We start from the raw sequence: 16,429 nt of genomic DNA, 5'->3' as shown, positions 1-16,429 counted from the left end.
GCGAACAGGCCGACGGGGCCACCGCCGACGACGAGGACGTCGACGCGTTCCGTGGTCACGCAGGCGAGCCTACGGAACGGTCACGACGTCCGGCCCAGGAGACGCACCAGACCGGCCTCCCGTCCGGTGTCCGGTCGGTGAGCGGATCGGCGACCCGCTCACGGGACCCGTCGCGTCAGGTCGTGGCGGAGTCGCGGGCCGCGCGGTCGGCGGCGACCAGGCGTCGCGCCTCGCGGAAGCGACGCTGGGCCTTCTCGACCGGCACCTCGACGGCGTAGGCGGCACCGATCGCCACGAGGACCGAGGCGCCGACCAGCCCGACCTTCCCCCACGCTCCGACGGCGAACGGGTCGAGCAGCGCGATGACGAGGGGGTGCCAGAGGTACGCGGCGTACGAGACCCGACGGCCGAACCACGACACCGGTGTCCACGCGAACGCGACCGAGAGCGGGCTGCGCACCGAGACGAGTCCGGCGATGAGCACGGCGGAGACGACTCCGGTCAGCGGGAGGACGACGCTGAAGGTCCACGCGTGCTGCGCCCAGTCGTCGCCGATCCACAGCATCGTCCCGACGAGCAGGGCGAGCCCGGCCCAGGTGGCGACGTGGCCGGCGAGACCTGCGGCCCACCTCCGGATTCGCTCGTCGTCGAGCAGCAGGGCGAGCAGGCACCCGGTCGCGAGGGGCACGACGCCGAGCACGGGGGAGAAGTAGACGTCGGGCGTCGCGCCGCTGTTCGGCGTCCGGTACATCAGCCCGGCGGCCACCGAGCACCCGACGATCACCGCGCCGAGGCCGGCGAGCAGCCACCGCCGACGCGACCGCACCAGGAACAGCAGCACGAGGACGGGCGGCCAGACCAGGTAGAACTGCTCCTCCATGGACAGGGACCAGGTGTGCGCGAAGACGCCCTGCGTGGTGTCCCAGAACGACCGGAAGAGGTTGCCCGTGTAGGTGAGGGCGATGAACGCGGCCTCGCCGGGGCCGAACGACGCACCCTTGTAGTCGCCGACCCAGTTCCACAGGAGCAGGCCGACGGCGACGAGCGCGAGCAGCGCCGGGTACAGGCGGAGCAGACGCTTCAGCCAGAAGGACCCGAGACGGATGCGGCCGGTCCGCCGGTGCTCGCCGAGCAGCAGCGTCGTGATGAGGAAGCCGGACAGGGCGAAGAAGACGGTGACGCCGATGAAGCCGCCCTCGAACTGCGGGACGTGCAGGTGGTACAGGATCACCATCGCGATGGCGATCGTGCGCAGGCCGTCGAGGGCCGGCGCGCGGCGGGTCAGCGGCGGCGGCGGTGTCGTCCGGGTAGCGCCGGACCCGCGTCCGACCGGCGTGCTGCTGCCGGTCGGGCGGACGTGCTCGGGCGCGAGGGTGTTCGTCGCCACGGTTCCTCCCTGCGAGGATCGTTCGTACGGATGACGACCAGCGTGCTCCCTCCGAGTAAGAGGACGCTCAACGACCGGGGTGCACGACCTCGGCGAGGGCGTCGAGGCGCTCGTGCGCGATGGTCCCGAAGTCGCGGTCCTCGTCCTCCGCGATCCACCGGGCGAAGGACAGGTGGAACACGGTGACCGCCGTCTCCGCGGCGATCGTGGCGGCCGGCTCGGCGACCCCGTGCGTCCGCAGGGTGGCACCCAGGTGCACCTTCAGGTTCGCGAGCTTGCCGAGCTCCCGCTCGCCGAGCGCGGGGACGGCGTCGATGACCCGCTGCCGCGTCCGCGACCACGCCCGGCGGTCGTCGGGGAAGAAGGCGGCGGCGGCGTCGAGGGCGCGCCGGACCAGCTCGAAGGGCGGCGTGCCGGCGGGGGCGTCCTCGACCGGTGCGCTGAACATGCCGAGGAAGTCCTCCTGCCCGGCGAACAGGACCTCGCGCTTGTCGGCGAAGTGCCGGAAGAAGGTGCGCTCCGTGACGTCGGCGGCCGCGGCGATCTCCGCCACGGTCGTCTCGTCGTAGCCGTGCTCCGCGAAGAGCTGCAGGGCCGTGCCCTGGAGTCGCTCGCGGGTCCCCGGTTGCCATCGCGCCATGGAGGGGAGTCTACTGATGACAGTGCCTGACATCGAGTGCTACGGTGATGTCAGTCCGTGACATCAGGCCGCGGACACCTGTGAAGGGAACGCACATGCACGTGTTCGTCACCGGAGCCTCCGGCTGGATCGGCTCCCACACCGTCGACGAGCTGCTCGTCGCCGGACACGACGTCACCGGTCTCGCCCGGTCCGACGCCTCGGCCGCCGCCCTCGAGGCGAAGGGGGTCACGGTCCTCCGGGGCGACCTCGACGACCTCGACGCCCTCCACCGCGGGGCCGACGGGTCCGACGGGGTCCTGCACCTCGCCAACAAGCACGACTGGTCGGACCAGGCCGCGACGAACGCCGCCGAGCGCGCGGCGGTCGAGACGCTCGGCACCGCCCTGGCCGGGACCGACCGCCCCCTCGTCGTCGCCTCGGGCATCGCCGCACTCGCACCCGACCGCCCGGCGGACGAGAGCGACGCGTCGCCGTTCACCGGCGTCGACAGCCCGCGCGGGGGCAGCGAGAACCGTGCCTTCGACTTCGTCGACCAGGGCGTCCGCAGCATCGCGGCGCGGTTCAGCCCCACCACGCACGGCGTGGGGGACCACGGGTTCATCGCGTACCTGGCCGGCGTCGCGCTCGACCGCGGCGTCTCCGGCTACGTCGGCGAGGGCACGAACCACTGGGCGGCCGTGCACGTCACCGACGCCGCGCGCCTCGTCCGGCTCGGGCTCGAGCAGGCGCCGGCCAGCACCCGGCTGCACGCGGTGGCGGAGCAGGGCATCGCGACCCGTGACATCGCGGCCGCGATCGGCGAGGCGTTCGGTGTGCCGGTGGCGAGCATCGACCCGGCGGACGCGGCCGAGCACTTCGGGTTCATCGGCGGATTCTTCGCGATGGAGATGGCCGGGACCTCCGGGGCCACCCGCGAGCTGCTCGGGTGGGAGCCCACCGGACCGACGCTGCTCGAGGACATCGCCGCCGGGGCGTACGCGCACGTGGCCCGTCGCTGACCGCGTGGCGGCGCCGAGGCTCGGCCCGGCGGACACTTTCGCGGCCCGATGGTCGCGAAAGTGTCCGTCTGCGCGAGCCTCGGCGCCGCGCCGCGCCGCGCCGTGGGCGCCGAGCGCGCTACTCGGCCTTCTGCATCTGCCAGGGCTCGGGTTCGCGGTCGCCGTTCGGGCGCACGGGACGGACGTCGCCGACGATCGGGATCGACCGCTTCCGCATGAACCACATGTAGCGGACGAAGAAGTGGGACAGGGTCGACAGTCGGTTGCCGTTGCCGAGGAGCGACGCGATGTGCACCCCGACCCAGGCGATCCACGCGACCGGCCCGACCATCGTGATGCCGCCGCGCAGCTGGGCGACCGCGGCGTTCGTGCCGATCGTCGCCATCGTGCCCTTGTCGAAGTACCGCAGGTGCTCGGTCGGCTTGCCCTCGAGCAGGCGGACGACCTGCCGTGCGGCGTGCTTGCCGCCCTGGAGCGCCGGCTGCGCGAGCTGCGCGAGGGCGTCGTCCTGCGCGGCGATGTCGCCGGCGGAGAAGATGCGCTCGACGCCCTTGACGCTGAGGTCGTCGTTCACCTGGATGCGTCCGCCGTGCGTCTGCGGCAGGCCCCAGCCCGAGACCTCCTTGTGCGCGGCGACGCCGGTCGCCCAGATGACCTGCGAGGCCGGGATGAACTCGCCCGACGCCGTCACGACACCGTCCGGCTTGACCTCGGCGACACCGGTGTTCAGACGGAGGACGACCCCGCGCTTCCGGAGGATCTTCGCGGCGTACCGACGGAGCCGGGGCGCGAACGGCTTGAGCAGCTCGCCGCTGCGGTGCACGAGCGTGATCGAGATGTTGCCCCGCTCGATCTCCGGGTAGGCGCCCACGAGCGCCTGGTCGCGCAGTTCCGCCAGGGCTCCGGCCATCTCGACGCCGGTCGCGCCGCCGCCGACGATCACCACGCGGATCTCGTCCGGTCCCTGCTTCGCCGCGGCCTGCTCGAGCCGCGTGAACAGCTCGTCGCGGATGCGGAGGGCCTGCGAGCGGGAGTACATCGAGTACGCGTACTCGTAGGCGCCGGGGGTGCCGAAGTAGCTCGTGTTGACGCCGTTGGCGAGGATCAGCCAGTCGTAGTGCAGGTGCTCGCCGTCTGACATCTCCGCGACGCGGTGCTCGGTGTCGATGCCCGTGAGCAGCCCGTGCCGGAAGTCCGCGTTGGCCTGCTTGGCGCGCAGGCTCCGCAGGAAGTACGTCACGTCGCCGGCGTTCAGGCCGCCGGTCGCGACCTGGTACATGAGCGGCTGGAACATGTTGTAGACGTGCCGGTCGACGAGCGTCACCCGCACCGGTGCGTCGGCGAGCTCACGCATGGCGGCGATGCCCGCGAAGCCACCACCGACGATGACGACGTGCGGGCGGGTGTCCTCGGACATGGTGTCCTCCTGGTGGTGCGGTCGACGGCCACCCAGAAGGGTACGCCGGTCCGGGACCCCGTCGGTCCACCTGCCCGTCCCGCTGCCGATGGAGCGGTCCCCTCGGGTCGGCCTGGAGGCCCGGCTCGCCTCCGTCAGCCGGCGAACGGCGCGTAGGTGCTCAGGACGTTCCCCTTGCTGGTCACCACGCTCTGCACGAGCCGGAGCCGCGTGGGCGGGTCGGTCGGCTCGAAGAGCCGCCGTCCGGCACCGGCGATCGCCGGGTGGGTCATGAGCTGGAGCTCGTCGAGCAGCCCGGCGAACAGCAGGTGGCGCACCAGGGTGACGCTCCCGGTGACCGCGACGTCGCCGCCGTCGCCGGCACGGAGCTCGCGGACGAAGTCGTCGACGTCGCCCTGGATGCGGTGCGCGTTCTGCCACGACAGGTCGTCACCGAGGGTCGTCGACGCGACGTGCTTCTCGATGGGGTTGATCCACCGGCCGAAGGGATCGTCCTCGTGCTGTGGCCACCACTCGGACCACTCCAGGTAGCTCTGCTTGCCGAGCAGGACCGTCTCGGTGCGCTCCATCCACACCGTCATGGCGGTCCCGAGCTCGGCGTCGAACGAGTCGTACTGGTACTTGTACGGGTCCTGCACCACACCGTCGACCGATGCGAACAGCCCCGAGGTCACCTTGCGCATGCTGCGGAGCATAGGACCGCGCGGCACGCGGCGTCGAGACTGATCCCGCGCTGCGGGCCTCCGGGTAGGTTCGCAGCGTGCGCGCCCGGGTGGAGTCCTTCGAGATCGGTGGGCTGCCCGTGCGGCTCCGGACGCTGGCACCCGCCGGTCGACTGCGGGACGGCCTGGCGCCGACCGTCGTGCTCGTGCACGGCATCGGGATGTCGCACCGGTCCTTCGCCCGCACGCAGCGGATCATCGCCCGGACCCACCGCACGGTCGCCGTCGACCTGCCGGGCTTCGGTGGGGTGGAGCCGGTCGGCCGGACACTCGACATCGAGGAGCTCGGCGACCTCGTGGTCGAGGCGGTGCGGTCGCGCGGCGCCGGTGACCTCGTGCTCGTCGGACAGTCGATGGGATCGCAGGTCGTCGTCGCGGCCGCGCACCGGCACCCCGACGTCGTGGCGTCGGTCGTCCTGGTCGGCCCCGTCGTCGACCCGGCCCGGCGCACCCTCGTGCAGCAGGCGCTCGACCTCGGCCGTGACACCGTCGTCGAGTACCCGCGCATGAACGCCGTCGTCCTCACCGACTACGTGCGGGGCATGCGGCAGTACGTCCGGCAGCTCGGACCGATGCTCCGCTACCGGACCGAGGACGTCGTCCCGGCCCTCGTGCAGCCGGTGCTCGTCGTCCGTGGTGACCGCGACCCCATCGGTCGGCGGGACTGGGCGGCCGCACTCGCCGCATCGGCGCGACGGGGAGCCCTCGTCGAACTGCCCGGCGGGCACCACGTGCAGGACCGCCTGCCGGTCGCGTTCGCGCGGCTGGTCGACGAGTTCCGCCGGGTGCAGACGACCGAGGACGCGCTGACCGGTGGTGCGCCCGCCGGTGGAGCGACGACCGGTGACGCGCGGTGACCGGGGCGACCACCCCCGGGACCGGAGCGGGCCCGGCGACGGGGGACGGGCCTCCCGTCCGGGTGTCGCTGCTGCGACGCGCCTGGTGGGCGACCCTCGACTGGTGGTACGCGGCACTGTGGCAGCTCCGCAGCGCCGGCCCGACGACCGCCGACGACTACCGGTCGGGTGACGGGCAGCCGGTCGTGGTCGTGCCCGGGGTCTACGAGACCTGGCACTTCATGCGCCCCCTCATGGACGCCGTGCACGACGCCGGGCACCCGGTCCACGTGCTGCCCGTGCTGCGGCACAACCTGCGCCCGGTCCCGGAGTCGGCGCGCGAAGTCCTGGCGTACCTCGAGGAGCACGACCTGCGCGACGTCCTCGTGCTGGCCCACAGCAAGGGCGGCCTCATCGGCAAGTACGCGATGACGCTGCCCGAGGGGGAGCGGATCGACCGGATGGTCGCGGTCTCGACGCCCTTCGGCGGGTCGGTGTACGCGCGGCTCGCACCCGTCCCGCACCTCCGGGCCTTCCGGGCGGCGGACCCGGTGATCGCCGCGCTCGGGCGCGACCTGGCGGTGAACGCGCGGATCACCTCGGTCTGGGGCGTGTTCGACACGCTCATCCCGGGCGGCAGCGAGCTCGCCGGGGCCACCAACGTGCGGGTGCCCGTCGGCGGGCACTTCCGCATCCTCGGGGCGCAGCAGACGCGTGACGTGGTGCTCCAGGCCACCGCGGACTGACGCCGGGGCGGCCGGCGCGAGCGGCCCGGCCCGAGACTCGCGCTGACGGACACTTCCGCGCCGAGGGCCCACGAGTCTCGTCCGCCTGGCCGAGTCTCGCGCCGGTGCCGCGCCCCCGCCGCGCTCAGGCGCCGGGCAGGAACAGGCAGAAGGGGTGTCCGTCGGGGTCGAGCAGCACGCGGACGTCGTCCTGCGGCTGGAAGGCCGCCTCGGTCGCACCGAGCTCGACCGCACGGGCGGTCGCGGCGCCGAGATCCTCGACCTGCAGGTCGAGGTGCAGCTGCATGCCCTGCGTGCCGGGGGTCGGCGGCCAGGTCGGCGCCGTGTAGGCATCGTCGTACTGCACGGAGAGCCCGACCTCGCCGTCGGCCGGGCGCACACGGAGCCACGTCGGCCCGTCCTCGTGCACGACCCAGCCGGTGAGCGCACCCCAGAACCGTGCGAGGCGCACCGGGTCGGGGGACTGCAGCACGGTCGCGGTCAGGACGGGCATCGCGGGGTCGTCGGCGCTCATGCCGCGCACGGTACCGCGCCCGGGGACGAGCCGACCGCGGTCCGCGCACGGCGGCTGCACGGCGATGCGACCGTGGTGGTGCAGCGTCGCTGGTCAGCGCGTGGCGACGCTCGCGCGCTCGACGATCCGGTGCGGCACGACGACGGTCGACGGGGGTGCCTCCGGGGCCGCGATCCGCTGCGTGAGCAGGTCGAGCGCGGCGGTCGCGAACGCCCGCCGGTCGAACGACACCGTTGTCAGCGCCGGGATCGCGAAGGCGGCGGCGTCCACGTCGTCGAACCCGACGACGCTCACCTGCTCCGGGACGCGGACGCCCCGCGCTGCCAGGACGTGCAGCACGCCGAACGCGATGGAGTCCGTGTAGGCGAACACCGCGTCCGGCAGCGGGTGCTCGTCGAGCCACGCGGCGAACGCCGTCGCCGCCGCACTCGTCGTCCACGCCGGCAGCGGCACACGAAGGGACGGGTCGACCTCGAGGCCGACCGCGCCGAGCGCGTCCGCGTGACCCCGGTCGCGCAGCTCGCTCGTGGCGGTGGCGTCCGTGGGGCGCGCCGCTCCGACCACGGCGATCCGACGGTGCCCGTGGTCGAGCAGGTGGGTCGTGACCTCGCGTGCGGCGAGCCGGCTGTCCACGTGCACCTGGTCGACGTGCTCGGGCTCGACCTCGCCGATGACGACGATCGGCGGGAGCCCCTCGGTCTCGGCCAGGACACTCGCGCTGAGCGACACCGGGTTGAGCACGAGTCCGTCCACCAGGTGTGCGCGGGCCCGGGAGACGAGTTCGCGCTCGCGGCCCGGGTCGTGTCCGGTCTGGTCGAGCTGCACCGTCCACCCGCGCTCGCGGGCGAGCTCGACGAACCACTGCGCGAGCTCGGCCGAGTAGGCGTTGCCGAGCTCCGGCAGCGTCAGGGCGATCGCGCCCGAGCGACCGTTCCGGAGTCCGCGGGCGGAGAGGTTCGGCACGTAGCCGAGCTCGGCCACCGCACGCTCGACACGCTCCCGTGTCGCGGCCCGCACGGGTACACCGCCGTTCACCACGTTGGAGACGGTCTTCGGGGAGACCCCGGCGAGGGCCGCCACGTCCCGCACGGTCGCGCGCATCCGCCGAGCGTAGCGCGCCACCTGACGGACGGGAGGCGCGGTGCGGGGCCGCCACGTGCCTCCCGTCCGTCGCGGTGCCGGTCCGGTGCCGCTAGGCGTCGACCAGCTCGCGGCGCGCTGCCCGCCGCGCCCGGACGCGGCTGGTCACGGTGACCGCGACCACGACCGCCAGCACGGCGTACAGCACGATCGGGATCGGCCCGGCCACCAGGACCGAGAAGTCACCGTCGGCGCTCAGCGCCGCGTCGCGCAGGCTCGTCTCGGCGAGGGGCCCGAGCACCATGCCGATGATGAGCGGCGCGAGCGGCACGTCGAGGGCCCGCATGAGGAACCCGACGAGACCGATGCCGAGCAGCATGAGCAGGTCGAACACCGAACCGCTCGTGGCGTAGATGCCGAGTCCGCAGAAGACCGCGATGCCCGCGTACAGGTAGGCCCGCGGGATGCGCAGCAGCTTCGCCCAGAGCATCGCGAACGGCAGGTTGATGACGAGCAGCACGACCATCGCGATGAAGAACGACGCGAGCAGCGCCCAGACCAGGTCGGGGGAGCGGTCGAACAGCAGCGGGCCCGGCTGCAGGCCGTACTGGCGGAACGCGGCGAGCATGATCGCGGCGGTCGCCGACACCGGCAGACCGAGGGACAGCAGGGCGCCCATCGCCATGCCGGTCGTCGAGTTGCCCGCGGCCTCGGGCGCCGCCAGACCGCGGATCGCTCCCGTGCCGAACTGCGGGTCCTTCCGGCGCGCGTCGAGTCGCTTCTCGAGCCCGAAGGCCAGGAAGGTCGGGATCTCGGACCCGCCTGCGGGGACCACCCCGAAGGGCAGCCCGATCGCGGTGCCGCGCAGCCACGCGGGTGCCGCCTCGCGGAGTTCCCGCTTCGAGAGCCACGGGCGGCCCGTCGCCCGCACCATCCGGCCGTCCTTCAGGTGTCGGGCGAGACAGGCGACGTAGATGACCTCGCCGAGCGCGAGGACCGCGACCGTCACCGTGACGAGCGAGATGCCGTCGAAGAGCTCCGGGACGCCCATCGTGAAGCGCGGTGCACCCGAGATGCCGTCGACGCCGATGACCGCGATGCCGAGCCCGAGGCACAGCGACCCGAGGCCCTTCAGCGCGTCGTCGGTGACGACCGACGAGGTCGTGACGAACGCGAAGAGTGCGAGGGCGAAGAACTCGGCCGGTCCGAAGCTCGACGAGAACGATGCGAGCGCCGGTGCGAGGAACACGACCAGGACCGAGGCGATCATGCCGCCGACGAACGCGCCGATCGCGGCCGTCGCGAGTGCCTGGGCCGCTCGTCCGTTCAGCGCCATCTTGTGGCCCTCGAACGTCGAGGCGATCGCCGAGGCCTGCCCCGGCGTGTTCATCAGGATGCCCATCGTCGAGTCGCCGAAGAGGCCGCCGAAGTAGACGCCGGCGAACATGATGAACGCCGCCGTCGGGTCGAGCGAGAACGTCACGGGCAGCAGCAGCGCCACGGCCATCGACGAACCGAGGCCGGGGAGGACGCCGACGGCGGTGCCGAGGAGGCACCCGACGACGACCCAGAGCAGGTTGGCGGGGGTCAGGGCACCGGCGAAGCCGTCGCCGAGGAGACCGAGGACGTCCACGTCAGAACTCCCATCCGACGATGCCCGAGGGCAGCGACAGGTCGAGCAGCATGTCGAAGGCGATGTAGCTGATCGCGCTCACCGTCAGCCCGACGACGAGCGGACGGAGCCAGCCGGGCGCGCCGAGCCCCTTCGCGACGCCGAGGAACAGCAGCCCGGCGCCGACGATCCACCCGAGCACACCGAGCAGCAGCGCGAAGCCGGCGAAGGACAGGACGACCCAGGCCAGGGAGCGCCAGTCGACGCGGACCGAGCGCTGCTCGACCGAGGTGCCGGTCGTGTCGGTGTCGGCGGCGGTGTGCGCGTCGGCGCGTCCGGCGGCGTCGGCGCGGGCCTCCGGCGGTGTGCCGTCGGACCCGACCCGTCGGCCGCGCGCGGCCCGGACGGACCGCACGACCAGCAGGGCGGCGAGCAGCAGGAGCGCCGCGGCGACGAGTCCGGGGAAGACCGCCGGTCCGGGGAACGCTGTGCCGGCGGGGACCTCCATCGTGACGATGCCGACGACGAGGTAGACCGCGAACGCGGTGAAGAGCGCCGGGGTGGTCAGCTCCTTCGCGATCGCGGCGACCCGGCCCGGGTCGGCCCGGAGCGTGAGCCGCTGCCCGACGACCGCGGACGACGACGTGGGGTTGCTCGGACGGTTCATCGGCCCAGCTCCTCGTACAGTCCCTGGATCCGCTCGCGTTCCTCGTCGATGAACGCGTCGAGGTCCCCGCCGGTGATGATCCGCTCGGTCCAGTGGTACCGCTCCATCGCGTCCGCCCACTCGGGGGTACGGACCGTGTCGAGGACGATGTCGGTGAGCTGCGTCCGCTGGTCGTCGTCGAGCCCGCCCGGCGCGGCGATCATGCGCCAGTTGGTCAGCGTGACGTCGTGCCCCTGCTCGACCGCGGTGGGGATGTCGATGCCGTCGACCGGCTCCGCCGCGACGAGCGCGAGTGCCCGCAGCCGACCGGACTCGATCTGGTCGATGTTGTCCGGGTACCCGCCCGACGCCGCGGCGGCCGTGCCGTTGAGGAGCGCCTGGATCGCCTCGCCGCCGCCGTCCGAGGGGATGTAGTTCGTGTCCGTCGGGTCGATCCCGGCCGAGACGGCGAGGTCGGTGACGACGAGTTGGTCGAACGAACCGCCGCCCGTCCACGGCACCGAGCCGGGACGCTCGCGCCACGCCGCGACGAGGTCGTCGAGCGTCTCGTAGGGCGAGTCGGCGGGGACGACGATCACGTCGTACTCCTCGACGGTGACCGCGAGCGGCGTGATGTCGTCGTGGGTGACGGCGGAGCCGAACTGGATCTCCGCGGCGAGCAGTCCCGTCCCGCCGACGAGCAGCGTGTCGGTCTGCCCGGCGAGCCGCGCGACGTTGCCGAGGGCGATGGTGCCGCCGGCGCCCGGCATGTTCACGACCTGGACGGAGTTCACGATCCCGTTCGCGCGCTGGGCCTGCTGCATCGACCGGGCGACACCGTCCCAGCCACCGCCGGCAGCCGCGGGGGCGACGAGGGTCACGGACCGGGTGGGGTCCCCGCCGGCCGCTGCCGACGTGACGGACCCGAAGGCGGCGACCGCGATGGACACCGCGGCGACGGCCGCACCCACCACCCGGGCGACGGGACGACGGGCACCCGGCCCGGTCGGCGACTCCGTCGGCACGGACTGCCCTGGTCCGGACTGCGCCGGCACTGACTGCTCCGGCACTGACTGCTCTGGCATCGATGTCTCCCTCCTGCGCACGTCGTCGTGGCGCAGGTCGAGAAGTACGATGGCAGCCGCCGACCGGACGAGCAGCCGGCGGCGGAGATGTGCTCATTGACGCTCACGGCGTCGCGGCCGGAGGAGGACGCCACGGTGACCAGGGCACGTCCCGGACGGCTGCGGCGGATCGCGGTCCTCGCGCTCCCGAGCGTCATCGTGCTCGCGGCGACCGGCGTCACGACCGGGGTCGCCGCCGTGGTGCAGGAGCGCAGCATCCGGAGCTCCGTCGTCGACCGGGTGTCCGGGGTCGCCGCGAGCCTGGCCGATCTGCCCGAGGTGCGTGACGCGGTGTCGTCGGCCGCCGACCGGGGCACCCCGGGGGCGCTCGCCGACGCCGACGACCTCGCGTCGGCCACCGCGGCGCTGCAACCCATCGCGACGCTCGTCGAGGGCGCCTCCGGCGTCTCCTACGTCGTGGTCACCGACGACGAGGGCGTCCGCATCACCCACCCGGACCCCGCGGAACGCGGCGAGCCCGTGGAGACGACGATCGCACCCGTGCTCGGCGGTGCGCGGTTCGTCGGCACCGAGACCGGCCCGTCCGGCGCGACGCTCCGCGCCAAGGTGCCGATCCGCGACGACGGAGGCGAGGTCGTCGGCGTCGTCGCGGTCGGCGTGCTCGAGTCGACCATCGCGGCCGACCGGGAGCGGGCCCTCGGCACCCTGCTGCCGTGGAGCACCGGTGCACTCGTCGCCGCGACGCTCGCGAGCGTGCTCCTGTCGCTCGTGATCGCGCGCCGGTTGCGACGGGCCGACGCGGTCGACGCGGAGAGCCGACAGGTCCGGTGGACGACGGAAGCGCTGCGCGAGCAGGCCCACGAGTTCGGCACCCGGCTGCACGTGGTGCGCGGGCTCGTCGAGCAGGGGGACGACGAGGACGCGATGGCCTACATCGACGCCGTCGCGCCCGGGCTCACCAGCGGCGGCGGTGCCGGGTCGCCGCGGCGGGGTGCGGTGGCGACGGCGTCGGTCGCGGCGGTGCGGTCCGAGCTCGCCGCGGCCGCTGCCACGCTCGACCTGCGGGTCGCCGACGACGTCGTGCTCGACGACGCGGTGCTGCTCGTCGTCGCGAACCTGTGCCGCAACGCCGCCGAGGCCGGGGCGACCACCGTCGCCTGCACCGTCGCGGCTCGGGACGGGCGCACCACGGTCACGGTCGAGGACGACGGCCCGGGCATCGACCCGGCCGACGCCCACCGCGTGCTGACCCGCGGCTGGTCGTCGAAGTCCGACGAGACCGGGCTCGGGCGGGGCATCGGTCTGGCGGTCGTCCGGCGCACCGCCACCGACCGCGGCGGGTCGGTGGTCGTCGGGCGCTCGGCAGCGCTCGGCGGAGCCCGGCTCGACGTCGAGATGGCGGCGGGGTCGTGACGGCGTCCGGGCCCGCACCGCTGCGGGTGCTCGTGGTCGACGACGACGCGGGCGCCCGCGCACTCCACACCCGGTGGGTCGCCGCCACCGAGGGCTTCGCGGTCGTCGGGGCGGTCGCGTCCGGCGGCGCCGCGCTGGCCTCGGTCGAGCGCGGGGTCGACCTCGTGCTCCTCGACATGCGCCTGCCCGACATCAGCGGCATCGAGGTGCTGCACCGCATGCACGTCGCCGGTGTCGACCGGACCGACGTGCTCGTCGTCAGCTCCTCGCGCGACCAGGTCACCGTGCGGCAGGCGCTCGCCGCGCACCCGGTCGGGTACCTGCTCAAGCCGTTCGACCGCGAGGCCCTGCAGGACCGGTTGCGCGCCTACGCCGTCGAGCGCCGGTCACGCGACGACGCGCACCGCGACGTGCCGATGGGGCAAGGCGACGTCGACCGCCTGCTCGCCACGGGCTCGGTGCGCGTGGTCACCCCCGCCCGCGCCTCGGGCGGCACCTCCGAGGGCGCCCTGCCCAAGGGCGTCAGCGCCACCACGCTCGGTCGCGTCGTCGCGGCCCTCGACCCGGTGGTCGCCCGCTCGGCCGACGAGGTCGCCGGGGCCACCGGCACCTCACGCGCCACCGCGCGCCGCTACCTCGACCACCTCGTCGCGACGGGCGCCATCGACCTGGCGCACCGGTACGGCCGTCGTGGCCGTCCGCAGGTGCTCTACCGGCTGACGCCGGCTCCTTGAGACCGGATCACGGGTGGTCGCGATCCGTGTCGGACGGGAGGCCCGTGGCGGCACCGCCACGGGCCTCCCGTCCGTCCGTCGTCACCCCGGTCAGGACGGGTGGCGGGCGGTCCACTCGCGGAACGGCGCCGTCGGGTCGTCGACCCGGCCCTGCTCGGTCGGCAGGGCGCGGTCCTCGACCGGCTTCGCGTACTCGTCGTAGAAGGTCGCCAGCGTCATCAGGCGGTTGCCGTCCTCGTAGTGCTCGCCCTCCTGCTCGCGGGTCGCCGCGAAGACCACGCGGTCGGGCTGGGCGTAGTACAGCGCGCCGAGGCACATCGGGCACGGGTACGCGGTGACGAACACGTCGTACCCGGTCAGGTCGGTGATGCCCTGCTCGGCGGCGGCGCGGATCGCGCGGATCTCGGCGTGCGCCGTCGGATCGCCGGTCTGGGCGACGTGGTTGACGGCCTCGACCACGACCTCGCCGTCGCGGACGATCAGGCAGGCGAAGGGCTTGCCACCGTCGGCGACGTTGTCGAGGGCGCGGGAGACCGCGAGGGCGGTGAGTTCGTCGTCGTGCATGCCGACCACGGTGCTCCCGGGCGGTGTGCGACCGGGGGACGGGACGGTCAGCCGAGCCAGGACGGGTCGGCGAACAGCTCCTCGAGCTCGGTGACGAAGCGGGAGGCGTGGAAGCCGTCCACCGCCGCGTGGTTCACCCGCAGCGCGAGCGGCATCAGGGTGCGGTCGCCCTGCTGCCGGTAGCGGCCGAGCGTGACGATCGGCAGCAGGTGGTCCTCAGCGCCGGTCAGGTGCAGGGCGAAGCCGGTGAACGACGTGCGGGGGAGGGTCGAGACGTCGAACGTGTCCGTGCGACCCGTGCCCTGCGGGAACATCCGGTGGTCGTCCCGGTACGTCGCCGTCGTCGTGACCACCGCATCGTGGAACGCCCGCGGGTCGTCGTCGTGCTCGACCACGAGCACCGAGAACGTCTCCGTGTCGGGGTGGAACACCGTGAAGGTCGGGTGGACGACGTCCCACACGGCGGGCTGCCCGTCGGGGGTGAGCTGCATCCGGAACTCGGCGTGCCGGTTCACGACCGTGGAGATCGCCCAGATCTGGGACGGGTAGGTCTTCACACCGGCGGCTCGCACCGCAGCGACGAACGCGGTGACGTCCACGTCGACGGTCAGCTCCCACGCGCACGGCTCCCGGCGGTAGTGCGCGAAGTGCTCGCGCCGCGGCCAGGTGTCGAGGTCGATCGGTCGGAGTCCGTTCACGGGGCCAGTCTCGTACCCCGGGCTGCCGACGACCGTGCACCACGGGGCGGTTCACTCGGGCATGACCGAGACGCCGTTCTCGCCCGCGCTGGCGACGTTCTTCCGCGGGCTCGCCGCACACAACGAGAAGTCGTGGTTCGAGGACCACCGCGAGGACTGGGAGCGGCACGTCCGCGATCCCATGGAGGAGCTGCTCGAGGAGGCGTCGCGGCGGTACGGCCCGGGCCGGGTGCTGCGCCAGCACCGTGACCTGCGCTTCACGCCGGACGAGCGGCCGTACCGCGAGGACACCGGACTGACCGCGGGTGGCATGTACCTCAGCGCCGGGGCCGACGGACTGCAGGTCGGCGGTGGGCTCTACGGACCGTCGCGCGATCAGCTGCACGCCGCGCGCACCGCGATCGACGAGCACCCCCGGGCCGCGGCCGCCCTCCGTCGGGAGCTCGACGCCCTGGTGGACGCCGGGTACGAACTGGCCGGTCCGCCGCTGAAGACCGCCCCACGCGGGTACGACGCCGACCACCCGCGGATCGACCTGCTCCGGATGCAGCACTACGCCGCGCTCGTGCACCTGCCGCTCGAGAGCCCGCTCGACGACGTCACCGCGGCGTGGGACCGCGTGCAGCCGTTGGTCCGGTGGACGGTGAAGTGGGCGCGGGCGGACGACCCCGAGGCGTCGGAGGATCCGGCCCCGCCCGTGCCCGGAGCACGGTCGATCGACGAGCGCGCCTGACCGCCTGACCGTCCGTCCGTCGGTTGCTCCCTAGGCTCGGGGCATGCCGACGCTCGATCGTTCCCCTGCCCTCGTCGCCACCGGGTTCCTCGCGATCCCCGTCGCCCAGGCGCTCGTCGCGCTGCCGAGCGACCTGCTGTCGACGATCCAGGCGGCGCCGATCGACCCGGCCCTCGCTGACACCGCGGCGTTCTCCGAGGCGTACGGCTACCCGCTCGAGGGCGGCGCGAACTGCATCGTCGTCGTGGGGAAGCGCGGCGACGAGGTCCGCTACGCGGCGTGCGTGGTGCTCGCGTCGACGAAGCTCGACGTGAACCGGGTCGTGAAGAAGCTGCTCGACGTCCGCAAGGCGAGCTTCGCGCCGATGGACCAGGCGGTCGAGCTGACCGGCATGGAGCACGGCGGGATCACCCCGATCGGGCTGCCCGCGGACTGGCCGGTGTACGTCGACGCCCGCGTGCTCGGTGCTCCGGAGGTCGTCGTGGGCGCCGGGCTCCGCGGGGCGAAGGTGTTCCTGCCCGGTCGGACCCTTGCGGCGCTGCCGAACGTCACCGTGGTCGAGGGGCTGGCCGTCGAGGGGCTGGCCACCGACGCCGGCTGA

General features: G+C 73.5%; 18 protein-coding genes. 7 read left to right on the top strand and 11 right to left on the bottom strand.

What is annotated here, in order from left to right; all coding sequences use genetic code 11:
* Positions 1–175: 175 nt before the first annotated feature.
* Both Cus16_RS15045 and Cus16_RS15040 read right to left on the bottom strand, forming a co-directional pair.
* Positions 176–1,387 carry an acyltransferase family protein gene (locus tag Cus16_RS15045; RefSeq protein WP_069713469.1) on the bottom strand — a complete coding sequence of 404 codons (1,212 nt, stop codon included), beginning with the start codon at positions 1,385–1,387 and terminating at the stop codon, positions 176–178.
* Positions 1,388–1,454: 67 nt separating this feature from the next.
* Entirely contained in the window at positions 1,455–2,027 is a 573-nt protein-coding gene (locus Cus16_RS15040) for a TetR/AcrR family transcriptional regulator (RefSeq protein ID WP_069713468.1), read from the bottom strand.
* A 95-nt stretch (positions 2,028–2,122) separates the two neighbouring features.
* Between Cus16_RS15040 and Cus16_RS15035 the strand changes: the two genes are divergently transcribed.
* The gene (locus Cus16_RS15035) at positions 2,123–3,028 is read left to right on the top strand and encodes an SDR family oxidoreductase (RefSeq protein ID WP_069713467.1); all 906 of its coding nucleotides are present in this window, start codon (positions 2,123–2,125) and stop codon (positions 3,026–3,028) included.
* A gap of 118 nt (positions 3,029–3,146) precedes the next feature.
* Here the strand turns inward: Cus16_RS15035 and Cus16_RS15030 are convergent, their stop codons facing one another.
* Positions 3,147–4,445, bottom strand: coding sequence for an NAD(P)/FAD-dependent oxidoreductase (locus Cus16_RS15030; RefSeq protein ID WP_069713466.1), 1,299 nt, complete (start codon positions 4,443–4,445; stop codon positions 3,147–3,149).
* A 134-nt stretch (positions 4,446–4,579) separates the two neighbouring features.
* On the bottom strand, positions 4,580–5,128 hold the full coding sequence (locus Cus16_RS15025; RefSeq protein WP_069713487.1) for a dihydrofolate reductase family protein: 549 nt from the start codon (positions 5,126–5,128) through the stop codon (positions 4,580–4,582).
* Positions 5,129–5,205: 77 nt separating this feature from the next.
* On the opposite strand from Cus16_RS15025, the gene Cus16_RS15020 reads away from it, so the two are divergent.
* Complete coding sequence (locus Cus16_RS15020; protein WP_069713465.1) at positions 5,206–6,024, top strand: alpha/beta fold hydrolase; 819 nt, start codon at positions 5,206–5,208, stop codon at positions 6,022–6,024.
* Positions 6,021–6,749, top strand: a complete 729-nt coding sequence (locus Cus16_RS15015; protein WP_223246643.1) for an esterase/lipase family protein — start codon at positions 6,021–6,023, stop codon at positions 6,747–6,749. The genes Cus16_RS15020 and Cus16_RS15015 overlap by 4 nt, the downstream gene beginning before the upstream one ends.
* Before the next feature lie 124 nt (positions 6,750–6,873).
* On the opposite strand, the gene Cus16_RS15010 is transcribed toward Cus16_RS15015, so the two are convergent.
* The 5 genes from Cus16_RS15010 to Cus16_RS14990 form a co-directional block, all read right to left on the bottom strand.
* Complete coding sequence (locus Cus16_RS15010) at positions 6,874–7,263, bottom strand: VOC family protein (protein WP_069713485.1); 390 nt, start codon at positions 7,261–7,263, stop codon at positions 6,874–6,876.
* A gap of 93 nt (positions 7,264–7,356) precedes the next feature.
* Positions 7,357–8,364, bottom strand: coding sequence for a LacI family DNA-binding transcriptional regulator (locus Cus16_RS15005; RefSeq protein WP_069713464.1), 1,008 nt, complete (start codon positions 8,362–8,364; stop codon positions 7,357–7,359).
* Positions 8,365–8,455: 91 nt separating this feature from the next.
* Positions 8,456–9,976: a tripartite tricarboxylate transporter permease gene (locus tag Cus16_RS15000; protein ID WP_069713463.1), complete on the bottom strand. Its 1,521-nt coding sequence runs from the start codon at positions 9,974–9,976 to the stop codon at positions 8,456–8,458.
* A gap of 1 nt (position 9,977) precedes the next feature.
* Entirely contained in the window at positions 9,978–10,622 is a 645-nt protein-coding gene (locus tag Cus16_RS14995) for a tripartite tricarboxylate transporter TctB family protein (protein WP_069713462.1), read from the bottom strand.
* Positions 10,619–11,686: a tripartite tricarboxylate transporter substrate binding protein gene (locus Cus16_RS14990; RefSeq protein ID WP_083264036.1), complete on the bottom strand. Its 1,068-nt coding sequence runs from the start codon at positions 11,684–11,686 to the stop codon at positions 10,619–10,621. The genes Cus16_RS14995 and Cus16_RS14990 overlap by 4 nt, the downstream gene beginning before the upstream one ends.
* A gap of 135 nt (positions 11,687–11,821) precedes the next feature.
* Here Cus16_RS14990 and Cus16_RS14985 point away from each other — a divergent pair, with 135 nt between their 5' ends.
* Both Cus16_RS14985 and Cus16_RS14980 read left to right on the top strand, forming a co-directional pair.
* Positions 11,822–13,099, top strand: coding sequence for an ATP-binding protein (locus Cus16_RS14985; protein WP_223246642.1), 1,278 nt, complete (start codon positions 11,822–11,824; stop codon positions 13,097–13,099).
* Positions 13,096–13,833: a response regulator gene (locus Cus16_RS14980; RefSeq protein WP_069713460.1), complete on the top strand. Its 738-nt coding sequence runs from the start codon at positions 13,096–13,098 to the stop codon at positions 13,831–13,833. Before Cus16_RS14985 ends, Cus16_RS14980 begins: the two co-directional genes overlap by 4 nt.
* A gap of 90 nt (positions 13,834–13,923) precedes the next feature.
* Here the strand turns inward: Cus16_RS14980 and Cus16_RS14975 are convergent, their stop codons facing one another.
* Together Cus16_RS14975 and Cus16_RS14970 are read right to left on the bottom strand one after the other, a co-directional pair.
* Positions 13,924–14,397: a nucleoside deaminase gene (locus tag Cus16_RS14975; RefSeq protein ID WP_069713483.1), complete on the bottom strand. Its 474-nt coding sequence runs from the start codon at positions 14,395–14,397 to the stop codon at positions 13,924–13,926.
* Positions 14,398–14,444: 47 nt separating this feature from the next.
* On the bottom strand, positions 14,445–15,095 hold the full coding sequence (locus Cus16_RS14970; protein WP_069713459.1) for a CatA-like O-acetyltransferase: 651 nt from the start codon (positions 15,093–15,095) through the stop codon (positions 14,445–14,447).
* A 61-nt stretch (positions 15,096–15,156) separates the two neighbouring features.
* Between Cus16_RS14970 and Cus16_RS14965 the strand changes: the two genes are divergently transcribed.
* Positions 15,157–15,828 (top strand): DUF2461 domain-containing protein, encoded by a 672-nt coding sequence (locus Cus16_RS14965; RefSeq protein ID WP_069713458.1) that lies wholly within the window; start codon positions 15,157–15,159, stop codon positions 15,826–15,828.
* A gap of 43 nt (positions 15,829–15,871) precedes the next feature.
* Complete coding sequence (locus tag Cus16_RS14960) at positions 15,872–16,429, top strand: YbaK/EbsC family protein (RefSeq protein ID WP_069713457.1); 558 nt, start codon at positions 15,872–15,874, stop codon at positions 16,427–16,429.

The sequence above is a fragment of the Curtobacterium sp. ER1/6 genome (assembly GCF_001742745.1).
GTDB lineage: Bacteria > Actinomycetota > Actinomycetes > Actinomycetales > Microbacteriaceae > Curtobacterium > Curtobacterium citri.
The sequence above is the reverse complement of the archived record's forward strand: the minus strand, read 5'-3'. Positions and strand labels throughout refer to the sequence as shown.